The organism is Nocardia sp. NPDC004123, from assembly GCF_053603795.1.
Genome location: NZ_JBSGGG010000008.1, coordinates 230,061 through 251,239 on the forward strand (window position 1 = coordinate 230,061; position 21,179 = coordinate 251,239).

General features: G+C 66.7%; 19 protein-coding genes. 10 read left to right on the top strand and 9 right to left on the bottom strand.

What is annotated here, in order from left to right; genetic code table 11:
- Nucleotides 1-56: 56 nt before the first annotated feature.
- The 4 genes from ACWEQQ_RS14045 to ACWEQQ_RS14060 all read right to left on the bottom strand — a co-directional run bounded on the left by ACWEQQ_RS14045 (nucleotide 57) and on the right by ACWEQQ_RS14060 (nucleotide 2,901).
- Nucleotides 57-296, bottom strand: coding sequence for a hypothetical protein (locus tag ACWEQQ_RS14045; protein WP_452348496.1), 240 nt, complete (start codon nucleotides 294-296; stop codon nucleotides 57-59).
- Nucleotides 297-472: 176 nt separating this feature from the next.
- Complete coding sequence (locus tag ACWEQQ_RS14050; protein WP_354832850.1) at nucleotides 473-832, bottom strand: VOC family protein; 360 nt, start codon at nucleotides 830-832, stop codon at nucleotides 473-475.
- A 9-nt stretch (nucleotides 833-841) separates the two neighbouring features.
- A complete protein-coding gene (locus ACWEQQ_RS14055; RefSeq protein WP_452348497.1) occupies nucleotides 842-1,678 on the bottom strand; it encodes an alpha/beta hydrolase in 837 nt (278 codons plus the stop codon).
- A 167-nt stretch (nucleotides 1,679-1,845) separates the two neighbouring features.
- Complete coding sequence (locus ACWEQQ_RS14060) at nucleotides 1,846-2,901, bottom strand: LacI family DNA-binding transcriptional regulator (protein WP_452348498.1); 1,056 nt, start codon at nucleotides 2,899-2,901, stop codon at nucleotides 1,846-1,848.
- Nucleotides 2,902-3,055: 154 nt separating this feature from the next.
- Here ACWEQQ_RS14060 and ACWEQQ_RS14065 point away from each other — a divergent pair, with 154 nt between their 5' ends.
- The 7 genes from ACWEQQ_RS14065 to ACWEQQ_RS14095 all read left to right on the top strand — a co-directional run bounded on the left by ACWEQQ_RS14065 (nucleotide 3,056) and on the right by ACWEQQ_RS14095 (nucleotide 9,175).
- Complete coding sequence (locus tag ACWEQQ_RS14065; protein ID WP_452348499.1) at nucleotides 3,056-4,363, top strand: arylsulfotransferase family protein; 1,308 nt, start codon at nucleotides 3,056-3,058, stop codon at nucleotides 4,361-4,363.
- On the top strand, nucleotides 4,360-5,223 hold the full coding sequence (locus ACWEQQ_RS14070; RefSeq protein WP_452348500.1) for an ABC transporter permease: 864 nt from the start codon (nucleotides 4,360-4,362) through the stop codon (nucleotides 5,221-5,223). The genes ACWEQQ_RS14065 and ACWEQQ_RS14070 overlap by 4 nt, the downstream gene beginning before the upstream one ends.
- Nucleotides 5,224-5,225: 2 nt before the next feature.
- Nucleotides 5,226-5,984 (top strand): ABC transporter ATP-binding protein, encoded by a 759-nt coding sequence (locus ACWEQQ_RS14075; RefSeq protein WP_452344762.1) that lies wholly within the window; start codon nucleotides 5,226-5,228, stop codon nucleotides 5,982-5,984.
- Between the two features lie 64 nt (nucleotides 5,985-6,048).
- Nucleotides 6,049-7,011 carry an ABC transporter substrate-binding protein gene (locus ACWEQQ_RS14080; RefSeq protein WP_452348501.1) on the top strand — a complete coding sequence of 321 codons (963 nt, stop codon included), beginning with the start codon at nucleotides 6,049-6,051 and terminating at the stop codon, nucleotides 7,009-7,011.
- A gap of 74 nt (nucleotides 7,012-7,085) precedes the next feature.
- The gene (locus tag ACWEQQ_RS14085; RefSeq protein ID WP_452344760.1) at nucleotides 7,086-7,568 is read left to right on the top strand and encodes an NUDIX domain-containing protein; all 483 of its coding nucleotides are present in this window, start codon (nucleotides 7,086-7,088) and stop codon (nucleotides 7,566-7,568) included.
- Between the two features lie 129 nt (nucleotides 7,569-7,697).
- Nucleotides 7,698-8,249 carry a carboxymuconolactone decarboxylase family protein gene (locus tag ACWEQQ_RS14090; RefSeq protein ID WP_452348502.1) on the top strand — a complete coding sequence of 184 codons (552 nt, stop codon included), beginning with the start codon at nucleotides 7,698-7,700 and terminating at the stop codon, nucleotides 8,247-8,249.
- Nucleotides 8,250-8,347: 98 nt separating this feature from the next.
- Nucleotides 8,348-9,175: an alpha/beta fold hydrolase gene (locus tag ACWEQQ_RS14095; protein WP_452348503.1), complete on the top strand. Its 828-nt coding sequence runs from the start codon at nucleotides 8,348-8,350 to the stop codon at nucleotides 9,173-9,175.
- Between the two features lie 474 nt (nucleotides 9,176-9,649).
- Here the strand turns inward: ACWEQQ_RS14095 and ACWEQQ_RS14100 are convergent, their stop codons facing one another.
- Nucleotides 9,650-9,970: a hypothetical protein gene (locus ACWEQQ_RS14100; protein ID WP_452344757.1), complete on the bottom strand. Its 321-nt coding sequence runs from the start codon at nucleotides 9,968-9,970 to the stop codon at nucleotides 9,650-9,652.
- A gap of 236 nt (nucleotides 9,971-10,206) precedes the next feature.
- On the opposite strand from ACWEQQ_RS14100, the gene ACWEQQ_RS14105 reads away from it, so the two are divergent.
- A complete protein-coding gene (locus ACWEQQ_RS14105) occupies nucleotides 10,207-10,935 on the top strand; it encodes a VIT1/CCC1 transporter family protein (protein WP_452344756.1) in 729 nt (242 codons plus the stop codon).
- 881 nt (nucleotides 10,936-11,816) lie between these two features.
- Nucleotides 11,817-14,309: a patatin-like protein gene (locus ACWEQQ_RS14110; RefSeq protein ID WP_452348504.1), complete on the top strand. Its 2,493-nt coding sequence runs from the start codon at nucleotides 11,817-11,819 to the stop codon at nucleotides 14,307-14,309.
- Between the two features lie 36 nt (nucleotides 14,310-14,345).
- On the opposite strand, the gene ACWEQQ_RS14115 is transcribed toward ACWEQQ_RS14110, so the two are convergent.
- Complete coding sequence (locus ACWEQQ_RS14115) at nucleotides 14,346-15,056, bottom strand: SDR family NAD(P)-dependent oxidoreductase (protein WP_452348505.1); 711 nt, start codon at nucleotides 15,054-15,056, stop codon at nucleotides 14,346-14,348.
- Nucleotides 15,057-15,438: 382 nt separating this feature from the next.
- On the opposite strand from ACWEQQ_RS14115, the gene ACWEQQ_RS14120 reads away from it, so the two are divergent.
- Nucleotides 15,439-15,984 carry a hypothetical protein gene (locus ACWEQQ_RS14120; protein ID WP_452348506.1) on the top strand — a complete coding sequence of 182 codons (546 nt, stop codon included), beginning with the start codon at nucleotides 15,439-15,441 and terminating at the stop codon, nucleotides 15,982-15,984.
- Nucleotides 15,985-16,033: 49 nt separating this feature from the next.
- Here the strand turns inward: ACWEQQ_RS14120 and nuoN are convergent, their stop codons facing one another.
- Genes nuoN through nuoL form a run of 3 tightly spaced genes read right to left on the bottom strand, consistent with a single transcriptional unit; the run spans nucleotide 16,034 to nucleotide 21,179 of the window.
- Entirely contained in the window at nucleotides 16,034-17,647 is a 1,614-nt protein-coding gene (gene nuoN / locus ACWEQQ_RS14125; RefSeq protein WP_452344752.1) for an NADH-quinone oxidoreductase subunit NuoN, read from the bottom strand.
- On the bottom strand, nucleotides 17,644-19,260 hold the full coding sequence (locus ACWEQQ_RS14130; RefSeq protein WP_452348507.1) for an NADH-quinone oxidoreductase subunit M: 1,617 nt from the start codon (nucleotides 19,258-19,260) through the stop codon (nucleotides 17,644-17,646). The genes nuoN and ACWEQQ_RS14130 overlap by 4 nt, the downstream gene beginning before the upstream one ends.
- A 29-nt stretch (nucleotides 19,261-19,289) precedes the next feature.
- Nucleotides 19,290-21,179 carry an NADH-quinone oxidoreductase subunit L gene (nuoL, locus tag ACWEQQ_RS14135; RefSeq protein WP_452344750.1) on the bottom strand — a complete coding sequence of 630 codons (1,890 nt, stop codon included), beginning with the start codon at nucleotides 21,177-21,179 and terminating at the stop codon, nucleotides 19,290-19,292.

The window sequence follows — 21,179 nt, forward strand, 5'->3', positions numbered from 1 at the left end:
CGCGGCACTTCCCGTGAGGCGATCCTGACGATCGAATGGCTGCTGCACGCGGCCACCTATGTGTCCGTGCCCGCCTGGCGGAAGACTCCGGCGTGAATTGTGGCCCACTGCCGGAAGGTTCGCGGTGCACGGCCGCTGACCTGCTCGACGGTGGGCCGCACGATGGACTCGTCGATCGCGCCGGCGACGTAGAAGTCGAAGAACGCGTCCACGTATTCGACGGGCGTGGATTTCAGCATGTCGGCGCGGGCGTCCTCGTCGCTCAGGCCGACGCATTCCAGGTCCCGGCCGAGCACGTCGCCAAGAATGGTGAAGCGCCACCTGCCAGCGCCCGCACGAGTTCGGAGCCGACATTGCCGGTCGCGCCCGTCACCAGAATCATCTCACGCCCTTCGCGTCCGGGCCGGGTACCGGCCGTCGGTTCAGGCTGTCACGAAAAGCGAACGGGCGCAAAGCATTCGATGGGCGGTAATCAGGGCAGATCGTAGGCGGTGGCGTGACGGGGCTGATACAGCCCGATCTCGCCGGCGCCGGGCACCTTCAGCATGGTGAGCATGCCCCAGCCCGCATTGGTGACCTCCGAGGTGAATTCGACGCCCTTCGCGTGCAGGTCGTCCATGGCGGCGGCCAGGTCGTCGCACATGAGGTACAGCTCGGCGCGGCCGCTGTCCGGGGCGGCCGCGGGATGGACCGCGAGTTCGGCGGGCGGTGACTTGAAGATCAGCCATCCGTCGTGCGCGTCGACGTGGGCCAGGCCGAGGACGTCACGGAAGAAGGCCCGTGCCGCCTCGGCGTCCTCGGCATACAGGATGGTGTGTGCGCCGGTGATCATGCGCTGACGCTAACAGTGGGCGGCGCTTTCGGCCCGTAGGCGGGCGGTCATGGTGTCGGCCAGTTGCGCGGCGAATTCGGGTGCTTCGGTGCGCATTCCATTGTGGGCGCCGGGGAATTCGGCCACCTCGTGGCCGATCCGGCGGGCGATCTCCACGGCGGGGCGGTACGGCAGGCAACCCCGCGTCTCGCGCCCGACTGCCAGGACCACCCGGTCGGCCACCGGGGACAGCGCCTCGTAATCGGGCAGGTACGAGGTGAATTCCCGCAGTTCGTACTCCAGCATGAGCGGACCGTTGGCCGCCAGCCGCGCCCACATCTCGGCGGCGCGCGGCGGTAGCTCGGCCGGCACGGGAGACGGCTTCATCGCATTGCCGATCCCGGCCAGGAAGCGCGCACCCGCCGCGGCCGGGCCCTCGGTGCGGAACAGCGTGTAGACCTCCTCGATCATGGCGCGCTGTTCGGCGGCATCGGGAAGCACCCCGAAGCACGGCGGTTCGTGCGCCACCAGGAGGCGCACCCGATCCGGATGCCGGGCCAGTAGATCCAGGCCGACGATCGCACCCGCACTGCCGCCGACCACGAACGCGGGCTCCTCGGTGAGATGGTCGAGCAGCCGGAACGCGTCATCGCTCTGCACCTCGACCAGCTGTGTCTGCTGCGGCCCGTCCAGCACGCTGCGCGAATACCCGCGCGGATCCAGCGACACCACTGTGAACCGATCCTCGAGCACCTCGGCGATCGGATCGACCGAGGCCGCGTCACCCCCGCCGCCGGGCAGGAACAACACCAGCGGCCCACTGCCGCGAACCTCGTAGTAGAGGGACGCGCCGGGTACGCGCAACATCCCGGATCTCATTGCGGTAGTTCCTCTTTCGAATTCGGACTGCATGGCAACCGCAGTCGGCGGAACAGCACCTAACCTAGGTACATGAGGGTAAAACCTAATGTACCTAGGTTTGAATTTGAAGGGTTCGCCAAACGAGATTCCGGTTCGGTTCGATGGAGCGCGGATCAGTCGAGCTGGGAGATGGTCCGGTCCGGGGTGCAGCCGCAGGTCTCACCGATGCTGAGCTGGACCGCGATCGGCGCCGCAGGGGCGTTGGCGGACTGTGGATTGCCGGCGGCGTCGAGCACGCGGGACAGGGCCGTGCGCGCGATGTCGCCGATCGGCTGCTGCACGGTGGTGAGCATCAGTGGGGCATAGGCATTCGCGGTGTCGGCGTCGTAGCCGACCAGGGCGACGTCCTGCGGTATGCGCAGGCCGGCGTCGGCGACCGCCCGTAGCGTCGCGGCCGCCTGGGCGTAGGTTCCGATCACCATCCCGTCCGGAGCGGGGCGCTCGGCCAGATATCGGCGCACCGCACGATAGGCGCCCGACGGAGTCAGATCGGTGGGAATCCGCTCTGCTGCAGCCGATCCCACGACGGACAGGTAGCCCTCGTAACGTTGGGCCACCGTCTCGCGGTCTCCGTGCGCGACCTCTTCCGCGGTGAATCCGCCGACGAAGACGATGTTTACGCGGCGATGAGTCTGTGCGAGATGACCGGCGGCGAGCCGGCCCGCGTCCACGTGGTCGGCGCCGACGACGGCGGTGTCGATGTGGTCTCGATTGTTGTGGACCCAGACGATGGGAATGCGGGCCTGCCGGCACAGCTCGGCCGTGGCGCGGCCATTGGCTCCGCCGACCACGATCAAGCCCTCGATGCCGGAATCCGCGAACGCGGCCGCGAATTCGACCTCGCGTTCGGGGTCGTATCCGGTGTTACCGATCAGGGTCAGATGGTCGCGCTCCCGCGCCTCGATCTCGATGCGCCCCACCAGGGTGCCGAACAGGGGCAGCCGCACATCGGGGACGAGCAGGCCGAGGTGCCGCCAGCGTCGTGGCCGGCGCAGCGCCCGGGCCGCACGGTCGGGCCGGTAGTTGAGTTCGTCCAGAGCCGCGACGACCCGGGCGCGCAAGGCGTCGGAAACCGGGCGCGGCCCGTCGTTGAGCACGTAGCTGACGACCGCGGTGGAGGTGCCCGCCCGCCGGGCCACATCGGCGAGGGTCGTGCGTTTGGCAGTCACGTTCGTCCTACTCTCGTCGCTCGCGGGCCGGGCGGCCATGCTTGAAATCGTTCTGATTCTTACAGTCTGCGCACGCGCAACGTGCCACGCAAATCGATTAGATTCGTAACATCCACGACCTGATCGCTTAACAGCCGACTGATGGAGTGAATGCATGGCCTTCGTACGACTCACGGGCGTGACCCATTACGAACCGGATTCAGCACATGACAGCTACCTCCTGTTCAGTGGCGCGGACTCGATCACCCGTCTCATCGACATGCACGGCGTGGTGTGCCACCAGTGGCCCTACGCCGGTGTGCCGCCCCGCATTCTCGACCCCGCACTGACCGGCGGGCGACTCGGCGACCTCGGTGTACAGCTGTCGCTCAGTGGCGACCCGCGTGGCGGCATCTACGCCAACGGCACTGTGGGGCAATTGAACTGGGACGGCGAGCAGGTCTGGGAATGGGGTGCGCAGGCCCCCGGGGGCGCGGCGCGCCAGAACCATGACTGGGAGCTGCTCGACAACGGAAACCGATTGCTGCTGGTCACGATTCCGCGGGTCGTCCCGCAGTTGGGTCCCGCCGTGGTCGGCGACCAGGGGCTGTACGAGATCGCCCCCGACGGGTCGATCGTGTGGGAATGGCGTGCGGGCGACCACCTCGATGAGCTCGGGTTCTCCGAGGCGGGGTGGAATGCGCTGCGCGAGACCGTCGCTCGCGACCCCGACGATCCCTGGGGAGTGCTGGAGATCAACAGCGCCAAGACACTCGGCCCCAACCGCTGGCACCGAGCCGACCCCGGCACGGTGTTCCAACCCGGCAACATCCTGATCAGCAGCCGCAAGGCGAACGTGATCGCGCTGATCGACAAGACCACCGAATCCATTGTGTGGAAACTCGGTCCGTACTTCACCGCCGAGGCCGGGGCGCAACACCAGCGGATCAACGCGCACAAGGTGCCCCGGCCGCTCGATCAGATCTCCGGACAGCACAATCCCCACCTCATCGCCGACGGCCTGCCCGGCGCCGGCAATATCCTCGTCTTCGACAATCAGGGCGGCGCCGGGTTCCCGCCCGCACCCCTCGGCATCTACGCGGGATCGCGGGTCCTCGAGATCGATCCGTCGACCGAGCAGATCGTCTGGCAGTACACCGCCGAGGACTCGGGACTGCCGTCGTGGACATTCTTCAGCTCGTTCGTGAGCAATGCCCAGCGCTTGCCGAACGGCAACACGCTCATCACCGAGGGCATGAACGGCCGCATCTTCCAGGTGACGCCGGACGGTCAGGTGGTGTGGGAGTACCTGTCGCCGTACGAAGGTCACGGCGTCGCCGGTGAGCCGGAGGTCCACGAACCCCGGGTGCCCGGCGTGGATCGGCTCAGCCGTACCCGGCTGGTCTATCGAGCCCAGGCGGTGCCGTTCGACTGGGTGCCCCTGGGCGCTCCGGTCGCACATTCAGGAGGACGAATCCCATGACATCGAGTCTGCAAACCGCTGCGGTGAGCATTCGGTCACCGCTGGCCGGCACCACCGCGGACGAACGGCCGCGGAGAATTCGGCCGTTCGCGCGCCTCGGACCGCACTGGAGGAAGGCCGGGGGCACCGTGGCCGGTATCGGTCTCGCCGCACTCGTCTGGTCCGTGGTGGCGGCCACCGGAATCTTTCCGCGCCAGCTGTTTCCGACCGTGGCGCAGATTCTGCGCGCCGGACATACGCTGTGGGCCGATGATCTGTTGATCTCGGATGTCGCGGCGAGCCTGCGGCGGGCACTGGCCGGGCTGGTCGTCGGTGCGGTCGTGGGCGTCGTCGCGGCGATTGTCACCGCGAACACCCGAACCGGGCGTGGGCTCCTGCAGCCGGTGCTCCGTTTGCTCGCACCGGTCCCGACCATCGGTATGGTGCCGCTCGCGATTCTGTGGTTCGGCATCGGCGAGAACAGCAAGATTCTGGTCATCGCGCTCGGCGTCTTCGTTCCGGTCTGGATCAGCAGTCATTCCGGATTCGCGGGCACCCCGGCCGACTATCTGCAGGCCGCCCGCTGCCTGGGCGCGGGGCGCTGGCAGACGCTGATGCGGGTCATCGTCCCGGAGGCGGTGCCCGATGTGGTGGCCGGTGTACGGGTCGGCGCCGCAATGGCATTCGTGCTGATCGTGGTCTCCGAGATGACCGGCACCACCGCCGGGATCGGCTATCGCATCTATCAGGCACAGCTGTTCTCACAGGCCGACCGGCTGATCTTCTGCCTGCTGGTGCTCGGTGTGCTCGGCGCGGTCTGCGATCTGCTCATCGCCGCGATCACCGCGCCGATCCAGCGCTGGGCGCGGGAGGTGAACTGACCATGGCCATCGCCACCCGAGACCTGACGGTGCACTTCCCGAACGCCGCGCACCCCACGCTCCACGGGATCGATCTGACCGTGCCGGACGGTTCGTTCACTGTCCTGGTGGGGGCATCCGGAAGCGGGAAATCGACGCTGCTGCACTGCCTCGCCGGGCTCATCACCCCGACGTCGGGCACGGTGACCGACAACGGCGCACCGGTGCTCGCGCCCGATCCGCGCCGCGGCGTCGCCTTCCAGCGTGACGTGTTGTTTCCGTGGCTGAGTGTCGCGGGCAATATCGACTTCGCCCTACGGGCACACGGGGTTCCGGCCCGGCTGCGCCGCAGCCGGATCGACGAGCTGATCGGCCTGGTCGGACTGTCCGGTGAGGTACGCGGCAAACGACCCACGCAGCTCTCCGGCGGAATGCGCCAGCGTGTCGGGATCGCGCGCATGCTCGCCGGTGAACCCGACATCATGCTGATGGACGAGCCCTTCGCCGCACTCGACGCGCTCACTCGGCTGAAGATGCAGGACCTGCTCATCGACCTGTGGAATCGGCTGCGCCGCACCGTCGTCTTCGTCACCCACGACGTGGACGAGGCGATTCGGTTGTCCGACACCATCAGTGTGCTCGGCGGCGGCCGGATCACCAACCGGATCCCCAATCCGCTCCCACGACCCCGCCCCGCCGACGCCCTCGCCGACCAGCCCGGCTACAGCGAGCTGCGGCGCATCCTCCACCACGAACTCGGTGTCGAGAGCGTGACGGCGTAGACCGGCACCTGTTGCCGGCCAAGCGATTCAGCCCAATCCGTGAATTACGAAAAGAAGATCAGCCGTGAAGAAACTCATCCGCCCGCTGACGGCCGCCGTCGCACTCCTCGCTCTGCTCGGGCCGCTCACCGCCTGCGGCACTGCCGGCAATTCCGACCCGAAGACGCTCACCGTGGGATTCGTGGTCGACCCGTCGTGGGCCCAGATCCCGGTGGCCCAACAGTCCGGGTACTTCGCGAACCACGACGTGAAGGTCAAGGTCGTCAACTTCTCGACCGGAGTGGAGGCGTTGCAGGCGCTCGCGGCCCACCAGCTCGACATCGCCACCGCCGCCGATGTTCCGGCCGCGGCCACCTTGACCCGCTCGCCCGCACTGCGCATCGTGGGCGACGGATCCCGGTGGCAGGGTTCCCGCATCGTGGCCCGGCGCAGCGCCGGCATCACCTCCCTCGACAACCTCGCCGGGCATTCGATCGGCACCCCGCTGGGCACCAGTGCGGCCTACTTCGCCTCGGATGTGCTCTCGCACAACAAGATTTCGGCGAATCTCGTTCAGGTCGCGCCGTCCGCGACGGTCACCGCCGCCACGCAGCACAATGTCGACGCCGTCTCGATCTTCCAGCCCTACCAGGCCCAGGTGGCCGAGGCGCTGGGCGACGACGCGGTCCAGCTCGCGGGTGGGAGCTACAACCAGCACAGCCTGTACCTCGCGAGCGATACCGCGATCTCGGCGAAATCAGCGGCGTTGACCGCCTTCTTCGCCGCGCTGAACGACGCCGGAGCGCAGCTGACCGCGCGATCCGACGCCGCCGTGTCCGCGGTCTCCACCGCCACCCAGTTGTCCCCGGAACTCATCCGGAAGATCCTCCCGGAGTTCGACTATGCCGTGCAGCTGCGACCGGACATCGCCGATACTCTCGGCGCGCTCGCGACCTGGGCGAAAGAACAGGGGTCGGTCGACCGATCGACCCCGCTACCCGACTACCGGACGCTTCTCGACACCACCTTCGTGAGCCACGGGAACTGACTCGTTCCGCCAGTCCGCAGCCCGCGCGGTCAAGCTCGACCGAGGCGGGGAAGTGCCGGTTACTGTTGTGCCGCATGGGTTCTGAACTGAACGACTATGTCGCCGGACTGCCTCGCAAGCGCATGGGTGCGGGTGCGCTGTTCGTCGACGAGCAGGATCGGGTGCTGCTGGTCGAACCTACCTACAAGCCGTACTGGGAGGTGCCCGGCGGGGTCGTCGAGGCCGGCGAATCGCCCTACCGTGCGGCTGTGCGGGAGATCCGCGAGGAGCTGGGGCTGAGTGTGCCGATCGGGCGGCTGCTGGCGGTCGACTGGGTGCCTGCCGGTCTGTATCCCGATGACGGGGTGATGATGGTGTACGACGGTGGGCTGCTGGCCGCCGAGCAGATCGACGCGATAACCCTTCCGGCGGACGAACTTCGGAGCTGGGCGTGGTGTGACACCGAGACGGCGACACGGCTGCTGCCCGCGGTGCTGGCCCGGCGCGTGGCGGGAGCGCACCGGGCCAGAACCGCGGGGATCACGCTCTATCTGGAGGATGGCTTCGAGATCGGTTGACGTTCGATCCGAGCGCGGCCAGGCCCGGAGTGCTCGCCCGGTCATGAGGCAATATCTACTACGTCTCGTCGTTTTCGGCTTAGGATGTCTTCAAGGGAGCATCCGCGAACGCGAAGGGGAGTGGAGCGCATGCGAGTAATCACCCGAATCCTGAACTACGTCAAGGCGATGCGGCGGGCTCGCCGTAATCGGACGGATCTCGTCGGCTGGCTCATCCGGCGGCCGCAGCTGCTGGTCGGCACCATGATCCAGGAGACGATGCTGTTGTTCTCCAACCGGGTCGACCCGCATCTGAAGGACCTGGCCGAGCTCAAGGCCGCCGCCCTGGTGAACTGCCAGTTCTGCCTCGACATCGGTTCGACGCTGGCCCACTACGGCGGACTCACCGAAGCCCAGGTCACCGAGCTGCCGAAGTATCGGGACAGCGACGCGTACAGCGATCTGGAGAAACTCGTCCTCTCCTACGCCGAGGCCATGACTCTCACCCCGACCTCACTCGATCTGAGTGAGATTCGCGCCCAGCTGCTGACCCACCTGAGCAAGGCCCAGCTCGCCGAACTGGCCGCGGCCATCGCGTGGGAGAACCAGCGCGCCCGCGTCAACCAGGCACTCGGCGTGCGCCCGGCCGGGATGGCCGAGGGCATGACCTGTGCGCTGCCCGAACCCCGCCAGGCCGGCTGACATCTTCAGGGTCACACCTCTTCCATTCGCGCAGCAATGAATTCGGCGCGGTCGTACCGTCATAACCGGTGTCCATGTACTGACCACTTGGAGCAACCATGACCTCGACCGCACCCGTCACCTCCGGAACCGTCGCCGCGCCGGACGGCACCCTCTACTACGAAGTCCGCGGCAGCGGCCCACTGATCGCCCTGATCGGCGCGCCGATGGATTCCGGACCGTTCGGCGCGCTGGCCGAACTGCTCGCCTCCGACTACACCGTGCTCTGCAGCGACCCGCGGGGCCACGGCCGCAGCCCGGTCAACGACACCGACAAGGACTCGACGCCGGAACTGCGCGCCGACGACCTCGCGCGCGTGCTCACCCATGTCGGCCAGGGCCCGGCCACCGTGCTCGGGTCCAGCGGTGGCGCGATCACCGGTCTGGCGCTGGCCATCGCCCGGCCCGATCTCGTGCCGACCCTCATTGCACACGAGCCGCCGCTGCGCGAACTGCTCTCCGATCGCGACGAGCTGCGTGCTCGAACCGACGAGGTCCGGGCCGTCTACGAGACCGGCGATGTGCTCGGCGCGGTCCGCAAATTCTTCGCCATGACCGGCCTGTTCATGCCCGAGGAAGTGCTGCAGGAGATGTTCGGCGGCGAGCGGGACCCGCAGTCGATCGCCTCCGACGACTTCTTCTACCGCCATGAGCTGCACACCACCTCCGGCTGGCAGCCCTCCCTCGATGCTCTCCGTGCCACCCCGACGAAGATCATCATCGGCATCGGTGACGAATCCGCCGACAAGTTCTGCGATCGCACCTCCCGGGCCCTGGGCAGCGAGCTCGGCATCGAACCGACCCTCTTCCCCGGCGGGCACGGCGGTTTCATGGAACAGCCCGACGCCTTCGCCAAGCGCCTGCGCGAAATCCTGCAGCACAACTGACCGAATTCGTGGACGACCATGCATGGGCGGCAGCGCCACCCGGGTTTTGCCTGCGGCAATGCATGGTCGTCGGTAAACGTGAGGATTAGGCTGAGAACACACTGATCCGAGGGCGCGGAGGTGTGGACTATGAGGATTCGAATGGTTCGGGGCGTGGGATTCGGGGTGGTGGGGCTCGCGATATTCACGGCCGCCGTGGCGGTCTCGCCGGCGGCTCACGCCGATGGGCAGCTCTATGTGTGTGATGAGGTGCAGGTCACGATGGACGGGCACGGGCTCGGGACCGGGAATTGCGTGTCCGCGGGAGGCGGGGCACCTGCCATGGGATTGATTACCGGCGCTTTCGATATCTCGAGGCGTTCGGACAACTATACGGTGCATTGTTCCGACAATGGCGGCACGACCGGGGAATCATGGCTCCCGGGTGAGGTGAACGGGGGCTCGACACAATGCGCTCCGACTTCCTGACCGGATTCAGTCGGGACGAATTGCCCAGCGCGCGTAGGTGTTTTCGGGATTCACCGTGACGATGTCGGCGACCTGCACGATATCGTCGGGTATCAGGCCGCCGAAATGCGCGAGGCTGGGGACGATCACCGCATCGGCCTCGAGGCGGGAGATCAGAGTGCGGACGCGCACGAACGGGCGATCGGTCTCGGGGCCGAAGACCAGGGTCTTGCACAGGTCGTAGCCGAGCCGGCGAGCCAGATGCTGGATCTGAGCCTCGTCCCACTGTTTCTGTGCCCCCGACACATCGTGCCGGAGGAAGCCGATCGCTGATGGTTGTGGCCGCATCTCGCCGCTCTCTTGAACTGATCCGCCTGGCGCCGGTGTCAACGCTACGGCTAACCAGTGCCGAACATAGGGTGATCGGCCGAGAAACTGCTCCTCGCAAACGTGTCGCGATCGGAGTGTCCGCGCCGGCGCCACCGCGAATACCACCGAAAATGCTTGGTATGCAATGCGTTACCTAATTTCGGTGAGCCTCTCTTTGCTGGCGGGAAACCCTCTGAAGCATTACCGTTCCCCTCGTGAGGGACGATTTCGACGGGTCGGTGGCGGTCGCGCAACCGACCGAACCGCATGCGGTGGGATTGGCGACGCGCCTGAATTGGCTGCGCGCCGGTGTATTGGGAGCCAACGATGGAATCGTCTCCGTGGCAGGCATTGTGGTCGGTGTGGCGGCGGCCACCAGCAACAGCACCGCGATCATGACCGCGGGCGTGGCCGGACTCGCGGCCGGCGCGGTCTCGATGGCCTTGGGCGAGTACGTCTCGGTGAGCACCCAGCGCGACAGCGAGCGCGCGCTACTGGAAACCGAGCGACGCGAATTGGCCGAGCAGCCCGAGGCCGAACTGGCGGAGCTCGCAGCCATCTATCGGGCGAAGGGCCTCTCGCCGGCCACGGCTCAGGCTGTGGCGGAAGAACTCACGGCCCGGGACGCGTTCACCGCGCACGCGGAGGCCGAGCTCGGCATCGACCCGGACGAACTGACCAACCCGCTGCACGCCGCGCTGTCCTCGGCGCTGTCGTTCACACTGGGCGCACTGCTGCCCCTGCTGGCAATCCTGACGCCCCAGACGATCCGGGTACCACTCACCATGGGCGCGGTGCTCGCCGCACTGGCCTTGACCGGGGCCGTGGGCGCCCGGCTCGGCCAGGCGCCGGTGGCGCGGGCGACCGTGCGTGTACTGGCCGGCGGCGCGCTCGCCATGATCACCACCTATGCGATCGGACACCTGGTCGGCATCGCGATCTGATCGGGAATCGCTGCGGCCAACCAGGTCTCATGCGATCGACATGGGCGAGAGTCGCCGCTTCGAGATTGCGATCGGCGGTCGATGTCCAGAATGCATGCAGCCATGTCACCGCGGCGGGCCAGCGCGTTTTCGAACCGATCTCGACCCTGCCGACGTGGCGGTGCCTTCTTGTGTTGGGTACCCGATGGTGCGACGGCCCGGACGCTGTGGAGACGGCGTCCGGGCCGAGCTGCCCTGGCACTGTATGCGCTGCCCAGCGCAACTGCTGGGCACCGGAGGTCCTACGGCGTCACCGGTGGCGGGGAGTCTGAAGTCTGCCGCCGGTGACACGGGGGTGCATTTCCTGTGCGGTGCCGTGTGCAGTGCGCCGCGGAGTGCCCGGATCAATGCCGGCGGGCGCGAAGTTCCGCCGGTGCCAACGAGTTTCGCGTATCCGGCTGGGCCTGGCATCTTGGGAAAGCTGGTAGGCACGCAAGGTCTCCGGCTTGGCACGACCGGTCGGTCATGCGCGGAGGACGGCCGCAGCTCGTAGTTGAGGCCGTTCCTCACGACTGGTCGAGCTGAGCGGCGGGGCCAATGACCAGGAGATCGCGCGGCGGGGCCGCTGGTCCAATCCCGGAGGGCGGTGAGGATGGAGTGTTGGCGGGGCAGCACCGGTACGGGGACATTCGAGCCGCGAATCCACTGGAAGACAATGCCGTGACCGAACTTTGATTGTGATAGGTGTTCAGGAATAGACTGCGTCACTATTCTGGTCGGCAGTCCAGATTATTGGAAGGCTCCGGATCGAATCGAGTAGTGCAATACTCAGGTTGCCCAGGCGGTCGGGGGATAGGGTGATGGCATCAACTATCCGGGCGTCTCAATAAGGGGGGACCTCGATGTCTCGGGATGCCGAACATGCTGAACTGCGCATAGCGCTCGTCTGCTATGGCGGTGTATCGCTTGCCATTTATATGCATGGCATAACTAAAGAACTGCACAAACTCGTCCGCGCATCGCGTGCTCTGGATCAAATTCTGGAAAGCGACTCGCAGGTCGTGAATCCGTTCGTGGGAGCCGATGGTCAACCATCGGATACGGAGAGTGTTTACTTCGAAGCTCTTTCGCGGATGCGGGCGAAGGGGCAGCTGCTGTCGGTCGGGATCGACATCATCGCCGGAACCTCCGCCGGAGGCATCAACGGCGTGGTCCTCGGCAAGGCCATCGCGCAGAACGCGGATCAGGGACCGTTGAAGCGGCTCTGGATAGACGAGGCCGATCTGGGAATATTGGCCCGCAGTGTGCATATCGGCGGGCCGAAGCTGCGCACGGCGCTGGCGTTCATCGGCAAGTTGGCGACCTTCTGGACCGATCGCGCGGTATTGAACGGCGAAGTCATGTCGCGGCTCCTGTATCAGGCGCTGGCCGGGATGGATGAGAAGCGACCGGTCGCTTGGTCGGCGAATTCGCGCGGGCCCGCGGCCGAAACGCTGATTTCGCGAACCGGTGAGTTGTCGCTCTTCGTGACCACGACCGATCTGAACGGATTCGACGTAGCGGTGGCGTCGAGCGATGGCGGTGTGGGCCAGCGGGACCGGGAACATGCGCAGGTACTCGAGTTCATCCGGGACGACAACAATAAAGACGCATTCGGCCCGCAGGCGACACCGACCCTGTCCTTCGCGGCGAGGGCGACCTCCGCCTTCCCCGGTGCGTTCGAACCGGTCAATCCTGGAACTTTCCCGGCCCAGGCTCAGTTTCCTGGTGGCGCACGCGTGAATACCGATCTCTTCCACTACAGCTATCAAGAAGACGGCCGTAACGCGGACGCCGCCTGGTTCGTGGACGGTGGCGTGCTCGACAACGCGCCGTTCGACCTCGTCGTCGACGCGATCAGCCGCAGGCGGTCGTCCACCGAGGTGCATCGCCGGCTCGTCTACATCGAGCCGGATCCGGGATGCGCTCTTTCGGCTCCACCTGCCGACACCAACAGCGGCAAGGCCGCGAAACGCAGTTGGGCAGCGGATGTTCAGAAAGTGCTCGTCGGAATCAGGGGCAGCCGATCACTGATCAGAGATCTGATCCGACTGCGTGACATGAACGAGAAGATCACCGAGATGGGCGCCATCGCCATGCGCCAGGAGGTCGAGGTGCTCGACCGGATCAGCGCTGCCGTCGCATCGATACCCGGGTGCGAACAGGCTGTGCCACAGGTCGATTCGAAAGATCTCGGTACGGCCATCGAGGCAATGCCCGCACTCGGGTTCTTGCGGGACCAGGAGAAATTCCAGGAGGTTTCGGCCAACATGCACGCCGAAGCCGTAGCCGCACTCGGTTCGACCTGGAATACCTATCAACGGCTGAAAGTCGAGGCGGCCGCCCGATGCATCGCGGACGCGATCGTGCAACATTTCGCGTTGCCCGGCGAATCGGGGACCGCGGTGTTCATCCGATGCGCCATGGCCGCCTGGCTGCGCCGGCAACCATGGTGGACCGCCAACGACTCCGCAGAACTGTCCACGCTCCTGCAACACATCGATACCCCGTATCGGCACCGCCGGGTCATGTTCATCCTCGCCGGGCTCAACCAGCTCTATACGGCCGAGGGCGGGCCGCCGCGGGCGGATATCAACGATCTCAAGGGCCAGGCATGGTCGCAGCTGGATGAGATAACCGCTGCACCCGTCGCCGCGATTCGAGCCCTGGCCGACCAGGGACTGCTCGACTTTCTGCGCCCACAACGGTTGCAGGCCAACTTGTTCGAGGGCGAGAGGTTCCGGACGCCGGAGGACTTCGCCGGATGCGAGGAGAACGCGAAGAGTTTCACCGACCTCAAAACCGCTTACGCAGAACAGATTCAGGAAAGACTCGGAAACGGTGGACAGGCGCTCTGGGACGCGTTCGCGGCGACGACTCAGGAGTGGAACAAGCGCGATCGCATCCTGCTGGCCAGCCGGTACCTGGGCTTCCCGCTCTGGGACGGGCTGTTGTTCCCGACGATCTCGTTGGCGTATCTACCGCAATTCACTCCCGTTCCGATGACTCAGTTCAGCCCCCTTCGCGCGACCGCACTCCAGCCGCTCGGCGCGGGCAAGCTCAAGGGTGTCGAGCTGCACCACTTCGGCGCGTTCGCCCACGCACCCGACAGGGAGAACGACTATCTGTGGGGCCGGCTCGACGCCGCCGAGCTGATACTCCGCACCCTCGACGAAACATTCCCGGACGGAACACCACTGGGCCGAACCCTGCTCCCGCAGGCGCTGTCTGCTGTGCTGACGACCGAAGACGATCTCCGGCGGATCCCGGCGCAATTGATCGAGTCCCTCCGCGCACAGATTCCGGTGCTCAGCGCCGAGATCGCCGAAGGCGGTGACGCCGCACGCTGGCCATAGCGAAAACAGCCGGCGGCTGATCTTCAGCGGGCAGGACTACCAGGGCAGCGGCCCATTGATATCGAAGAAGCCGCCGGTCGGGCCGTCCGCGCCGATCAGCGCCATCCGCACGATGATCTCGGCCGCTTCCTGAACTGTCTGATGTCCGCTGTTGTTGTTCAGATCGGTCTTCGTGTAGCCGGGCTCGACCGAATTGATGCGCAGCCACGGAAAAGCCTTGGCGTACTGAATGGTCAGCATATTGACCGCCGTCTTCGACGCCGGATAGGCCACACCGGGATACGCATAGGCCGGACTGCCCGGCGTGGCGACCCCGGTCAGCGAGGCCAGCCCACTGCTGACATTGACGACCACCGCCGCCGCGGACTCCTGCAGCACCGGCAGAAACGCGTGCAGCACCCGCGCCGTCCCGAACACATTGGTCTCGAACGTCTCCCGCATGATCTCCGCCGTCAGCCCGGCCGCCCCGACCACAAACCCGTCGGCACTCATCTCCGCCTGGACACCCGCATTGTTGACCAGCACATCCAGCCCACCCTCGGCCCGGATCTCCTCCGCAGCCGCGACCACGGAACCCTCATCGGTGATATCGATCCGAATCGCCTGCGCCCCCACCTCTTTCGCCGCCTGCCGCCCCCGCTCGGCGTCCCGGCTCCCGAGATACACCGTGTGCCCGTCCGCCACGAGCCGCTGCGCAGTCTCGAAGCCGATCCCTTTGTTGGCTCCAGTCACAAGGATTTTGCTCATGCCCCGAACCTAGAATTTGGAGCACACTCCAAGTCAACCCCCGGCCGGTCATGGCGGCCGTAAAGAACGACGGAGATCGCTTGATGCCTGGTCACAGGGCACGGGTGGTCACCGACAGGTAGCTGTCGTTGGGCTGTGTATCCGTTCGATCTCGAGGGGAGTTATGTGGTCATTTGTCCGTTACGGTGATCTTCCCACTTGAGCCATGTTCGCCGCCGAGGATTCGGGAATGAGCTCGAAGGGTGCTATTGGTTTGCTGCGCGGCGGTCGGGCGTCGGGTACGAGGACCGGCGCAGTGGTCTGGGGTTGTGTTGTCGGCGGTAGGGCTGCCGGTGAGCTCGGTGGGTCTGGTGGCAGCCCGAATTCCGAAAGGGGCAGGGCAGTGGCGATCCTCGATGATGGTGTCGTGCAACAGGTTTCGTTGTCGGCCGAATTGCTTTTGGACGATTATGGTGCCTGGTTGGCTGGGCATTCCGCTGCGCTGGAGTTGTTCTTCGCGCAGGACGCGCCGAGTGTGGGCGCGCTCGACGACCCTTGGACACTGCAGGGGCTGCAGGCGGCGGTGCGGGTGGCACGGACACGGATCGTGGATCGTCGTGGCATCCTCGCCCCCGAGAATCGCGCCCTGATCGATCGGTTCGGACGGTTCGTCGGGGAAGTGTTCGTGCGTCAGTTCGACGGTTCGTGGACCAACGTGCTCGACAACGCACCGCCCGACGTGCTGGTCTGGCCGATGGTCCGCTGCACCGGCTACCTCGCCTGCATCGCTCCACACAGCGCGATCGAGATAGCCATCGCGCAGGGCCGCCCCGAGGGACCCGCCGCAACGCCCGACGGCATCCTCACCGATCTGTACCGGGGGGTGCAGGACAAATACCTGACCTGGATCGCCAATAACCCGACATCGCCGTACCGGGCGACAGCATGAATCGGGCCCGCCGCGAATGTCGCGGCGGGCCCGATCGATTGGCCGAGGCTCAGCGGGTGAAGGTCGAGGCGTTCTTGGCCAGGTCGAGCAAGGGTTGGGGGAAGATGCCGAGGACCAGGGTGGCCGCGGCGGTGAGGGCGATGACCGTGCTGGTCAGGGTGGGGTAGACGACGGTGGGCGGGGTGGCCGGCGGGTCGGTGAAGAACATCAGGACGATCACGCGGATGTAGAAGAAGGCCGCGATGGCGCTGGAGATGACACCGACGATGACCAGGGTGGCGGCATCGCCGCCGGTGGCCGCGGCGAACACGCCGAACTTGGCGATGAAGCCGCTGGTGAGCGGGATGCCGGCGAAGGACAGCAAGAACAGGGAGAAGATGGTCGCCAGCCAGGGGGAGCGCCGGCCCATGCCGGCCCAGGCGGGCAACGCCGTTGCCTCGTCACCGTTCTCGTCGCGGACCAGACTGACCACGGCGAAGCCGCCGAGGGTGCCGAGGCCGTAGACGGCGAGGTAGAACAGGACGGACGAGACGCCCGCTGTGGTCGCGGCCACCAGGGCGGTCAGGATGAATCCGGCATGTGCCACCGAGGAATACGCGAGCATGCGCTTCATGTCGGTCTGGGTGATGGCGAGGATCGCGCCGACGACCATGGTGGCGATGGCGACCGCCGCGAGCACCGGCCGCCAGTCGTTGCGCAGGTCGGGGACCGCCACGTACAGCACGCGCAGCAATGCACCGACTGCGGCGATCTTGGTGGCGGCGGCCATGAATGCGGTGATCGAGGTCGGCGCGCCCTGGTAGACGTCGGGCACCCAGGACTGGAACGGGACCGCGCCGATCTTGAACAGCAGGCCCACCGCCAGCATGGCGATGCCGAGAATGGCCAGGGTGTGCGAGTTTCCGGCATCGCGGGTGACGGCTTCGGCAATCCCTGCCAGGCGGATGGTGCCGGCGTAGCCGTACAGCAGCGCCATGCCGTAGAGGAAGAAGGCCGACGAGAACGAGCCCAGCAGGAAGTATTTCAGCGCGGCCTCCTGCGACAGCAGCCGGCGCCGCCGCGCCAGCCCGCACAGCAGGTACAGCGGCAGCGACAGCACTTCCAGCGCCACGAACATGGTGAGCAGGTCGTTCGAGGCCGGGAACAGCATGAGACCGGCGAGCGCGAACAGGGTGAGGGGGAAGACCTCGGTGGTGGCGACTCCGGCTTTGGTGGCGGCGATTTCGTCGACGCTGCCGGGCGTGGCCGCCGCCTGCGGAGTGAAGGCATCCACCCCGCCGCGCGAGGCGGTCAGGCTCCAGGTGCCGGGCCCTTCCCGCCGCACCGGCATGCGGTCGGCGTGGCGTTCGGCGATGAACAGCAGTCCGAGGATGCCGACGACGAGGATGGTGCCCTGCAGGAACAGGGAAACCCCGTCGATGGCAACCGCGCCCACGACCGCCGTCTCGCGGACATCGCGCAGTCCGATCACCGCGCCGAGCGCGACGGCCAAGCCGCCCAGTCCGAGCACCAGCTGGATCCCGTATCGGGATCGCCGGGGCGCGAAGGCTTCCACCAGGACACCCGCGACGGCGACGCCGAACACGATCAGCATCGGGGACAGGTCTCGGTATTCGATGCTCGGTGCCGGGACTGTCGCGGCGAGCAGCAGACCTCCACTCATTTGTGGGCACCTCCCGTGGTCGTCTGGGCGGCTTCCGGCTGCACGGCCGGCGCCGGGTTGTGCTGTCCGATGGTGGTGAGGGTGTGGGCGACGGCCGGATCGATCCGGTCCAGCGCCGGTTTCGGGTACGCGCCCAGGAACAGCAGGGCGAGGATGAGCGGGACCACGACCACCAATTCACGGGGAAGCAGGTCGTAGAGCCGCTCGTTGCCCTCCTTCACCGGGCCGGTCATCATGCGCTGGTACATCCACAGCACGTACAGCGCCGCCAGCACCAGCGCGGAGGCCGCGAAGACGGCCGCCACCGGGTACCGGGTGAATGTGCCGATCAGGACCAGGAATTCGCTGATGAACGGTGCGAGACCGGGCAGCGAGAGGGTGGCCAGGCCGGAGATGAGGAAGGTGCCCGCCAGGATGGGCGCGACCTTCTGGACACCGCCGAACGCGGCGATGAGCCGGGTTCCCCGGCGCGACACCAGGAATCCGGCGATCAGGAACAGCGCCGCGGTGGAGATGCCGTGGTTGACCATGTACAGCGTCGCGCCGGTGCCGCCCTGGGTGGTGAGCGCGAAGATGCCGAGAATGATGAACCCGAAGTGCGAGATCGAGGTGTAGGCGATCAGTCGCATGACGTCGGTCTGGCCGATGGCCAGCAGCGCGCCGTAGATGATCCCGATCACCGCGAGCACGCTGATCAGCGGCGCGTAAGTCGAAGTGGCGGAAGGGAACAGCAGCAGGCAGTAGCGCAGCATGCCGAAGGTGCCGACCTTGTCGACCACCGCCATCATGAGCACCGCACTGGCCGGGGTGGCCGACACCGCGGCGTCGGGCAGCCAGGTGTGCAGCGGCCACAGCGGGGCCTTCACCGCGAAGGCGAACATGAAGCCCAGGAACAGCGCGTTCAGCACCGCGGGCGTCGCACCGAGGTGTCCGGAGTTGGCGGCCTCCATGACCGTCCGGAAGTCGAAGGTGCCGCCACCATTGCTGCCGAGCTTGTCGCGTGCGGTGACGACGTACAGCCCGATGACCGCCGCCAGCATGATGAGCCCGCCGAACAGGTTGTACAGCAGGAACTTCACCGCGGCCCGCGACCGCTGCTGCCGCGCCGCCGCATCTCCCGTCCGCGGCCCGAAGCCGCCGATGAGGAAGTACATCGGAATGAGCATGACCTCGAAGAACACGTAGAACAGCAGGATGTCCAACGCGGTGAACGAGATCAGCACCATGGATTCGACGACGAGGGTGAGCGCCACGTAGTAGTGCGCGACCCGCGGGCCGCTGCCGACCTCACGCTCGTCCTGCCATCCGGCGAGCAGCAGCAGGGGCACCAGCCCGGTGGTCAACAGGACCAGGACCAGCGCGATGCCGTCCATGCCGAGGGTGTAGCCCGCCCCGAAGGCCGGGATCCACTGCTGCTTCTCGACGAATTGGTATTGGGCGCCGCCGGTTTCGAACCGGGTGGCCAGCCAGATGGCGATGCCGAGGGTGCCCAGCGAGACCAGCAGTGCGAAGACCCGCACCCCGGTGCGCCGGCCCGCCGGAAACAGCAGTGCGAGTGCGGCTCCGGCGAGGGGCACCGCCCACAGCGTGGTGAGCCAGGGGAATTCCCGCACGGCGCCCAACGATGAACTAGCAAGGTCGTTCACAGGAACCTCACCGCCAGCAGGGCGGCGACCACCAGGGCCGCGCCGGTGAACATGGACAGGGCGTAGGAGCGCACGAAACCGGTTTGCACGCGCCGGATCCGGGCCGACAGGCCGCCGATGACGGCGGCCGTGGTGTTGACCAGGCCGTCGATGCCGCGGTTGTCGACGAACACCAGCGACCGGGTCAGGTGCTGGCCGGGGCGCATGAACGCGGCCTCGTTGGCGGCGTCGCCGTAGAGGTCGCGGCGGGCGGCCTCGACGAGCGGGCCTGCGGCAGGGGCGGTTTCGGGGATCTTGCCGTGTGCGTACTGGTCGTAGGCCACCCAGATGCCGGCCGCCACCACCGCCAGCGCGAAGAAGGTGATCGCCCAGGAAGGGATGAACGGTTCGGCGTGGTGCTCACCGACGACCGGGGCCAGCCAGTTGGTGAGTGAGGAGCCGTAGGCGAAGAGCATGCCGGAGAACACCGAGCCGAAGGCCAGCAGGATCATCGGCCCGGTCATGGAGGCGGGCGCCTCGTGCGGGTGCACGCCTGCACGCCAGCGGCGTTCGCCGAAGAACGTGAGGATCATGACGCGGGTCATATAGAAGGCGGTGATGCCCGCGCCGCACAGTGCGGCGAAGCCGGTGATGATGCCGCCGAATCCGCCGTGTGCGAACGCCGCCTCGATGATCCGGTCCTTGGACCAGAACCCGGCGAACGGCGGAACACCCAGGATGGCAAGGTATCCCAGCCCGAAGGTGACGTAGGTGACGGGCAGCAGTTTGCGCAGTCCGCCGTAGCGGCGCATATCGGTCTCGTCGTCCATGGCGTGCATGACCGAGCCCGCGCCGAGGAACAGTCCGGCCTTGAAGAAGCCGTGCGTGAGCAGGTGCATGATGGCCGCCGCGTAGCCGATCGGGCCGAGCCCGGCGGCGAGGACCATGTAGCCGATCTGGCTCATGGTCGAGGCCGCGAGGGCCTTCTTGATGTCGTCCTTGGCGCAGCCGATGATGGCGCCGAACAGCAAAGTGATTGCACCGACTGCCATTACGGCGGCCTGTGCGCCGGGAGCCAGATCGAAGATCGGGTTCGAGCGGGCGATCAGGTAGACACCGGCGGTGACCATGGTTGCCGCGTGGATGAGCGCCGACACGGGCGTCGGGCCCTCCATCGCGTCCCCGAGCCAGGACTGCAGCGGCACCTGCGCGGACTTGCCGCAGGCTCCGAGGAGCAGCAGCAGCCCGATGGCCGTGAGGGTTCCGGTGCCGGCCTGCCCGGCGGCCCCGAACACGGTCCCGAAGTCGATGCTCCCGAATGTCGCGAACATGACCATGAGCGCGATGGCCAGCCCCATGTCGCCGACCCGGTTGACCACGAACGCCTTCTTGGCCGCCGTTGCGGCGGAAGGCTTCTCGTACCAGAACCCGATCAGCAGGTAGGACGCCAGGCCGACGCCTTCCCAGCCCAGGTACAGCACCAGGTAGTTGCCGGCGAGGACCAGCACCAGCATGGCGGCCAGGAACAGGTTGAGGTAGGCGAAGAAGCGCCGCCGTCCCGGATCGTGGGCCATGTAGCCGACCGAGTAGATGTGGATCAGCGAGCCCACGCCGGTGATCAGCAGCGCGAAGCACATCGACAACTGATCCAGTTGCAGGGCGAAGTCCACCTTCAGCCCGGTCACCGGCAGCCACTCGAACAGGCTGTAGTGCACGGCCCGTTGCGCATCCGACCGATCCAGCATGTCGCTGAACGCCCGGGCCGCCACCACGAACGAGGCCAGCGCCATGAGCGTGCCCACGAGGTGACCCCACGTGTCGCTGATCCTGCCGAGCAGCAGCAGGACCACGGCGCCGGCGAGCGGGAGCGCCGGCAGCAGCCACAGCGTCATCTGTGCGGTATCCAT

Excerpts from the sequence above, each read along its gene's own strand:
- ACWEQQ_RS14050 (WP_354832850.1), bottom strand. The coding sequence starts at position 832 with ATGATCACCGGCGCACACACCATCCTGTATGCCGAGGACGCCGAGGCG.
- ACWEQQ_RS14055 (WP_452348497.1), bottom strand. The coding sequence starts at position 1,678 with ATGTTGCGCGTACCCGGCGCGTCCCTCTACTACGAGGTTCGCGGCAGT.
- ACWEQQ_RS14065 (WP_452348499.1), top strand. The coding sequence starts at position 3,056 with ATGGCCTTCGTACGACTCACGGGCGTGACCCATTACGAACCGGATTCA.
- ACWEQQ_RS14070 (WP_452348500.1), top strand. The coding sequence starts at position 4,360 with ATGACATCGAGTCTGCAAACCGCTGCGGTGAGCATTCGGTCACCGCTG.
- ACWEQQ_RS14075 (WP_452344762.1), top strand. The coding sequence starts at position 5,226 with ATGGCCATCGCCACCCGAGACCTGACGGTGCACTTCCCGAACGCCGCG.
- ACWEQQ_RS14085 (WP_452344760.1), top strand. The coding sequence starts at position 7,086 with ATGGGTTCTGAACTGAACGACTATGTCGCCGGACTGCCTCGCAAGCGC.
- ACWEQQ_RS14090 (WP_452348502.1), top strand. The coding sequence starts at position 7,698 with ATGCGAGTAATCACCCGAATCCTGAACTACGTCAAGGCGATGCGGCGG.
- ACWEQQ_RS14095 (WP_452348503.1), top strand. The coding sequence starts at position 8,348 with ATGACCTCGACCGCACCCGTCACCTCCGGAACCGTCGCCGCGCCGGAC.
- ACWEQQ_RS14100 (WP_452344757.1), bottom strand. The coding sequence starts at position 9,970 with ATGCGGCCACAACCATCAGCGATCGGCTTCCTCCGGCACGATGTGTCG.
- ACWEQQ_RS14110 (WP_452348504.1), top strand. The coding sequence starts at position 11,817 with ATGTCTCGGGATGCCGAACATGCTGAACTGCGCATAGCGCTCGTCTGC.
- ACWEQQ_RS14115 (WP_452348505.1), bottom strand. The coding sequence starts at position 15,056 with ATGAGCAAAATCCTTGTGACTGGAGCCAACAAAGGGATCGGCTTCGAG.
- nuoN (WP_452344752.1), bottom strand. The coding sequence starts at position 17,647 with ATGAGTGGAGGTCTGCTGCTCGCCGCGACAGTCCCGGCACCGAGCATC.
- nuoL (WP_452344750.1), bottom strand. The coding sequence starts at position 21,179 with ATGGATACCGCACAGATGACGCTGTGGCTGCTGCCGGCGCTCCCGCTC.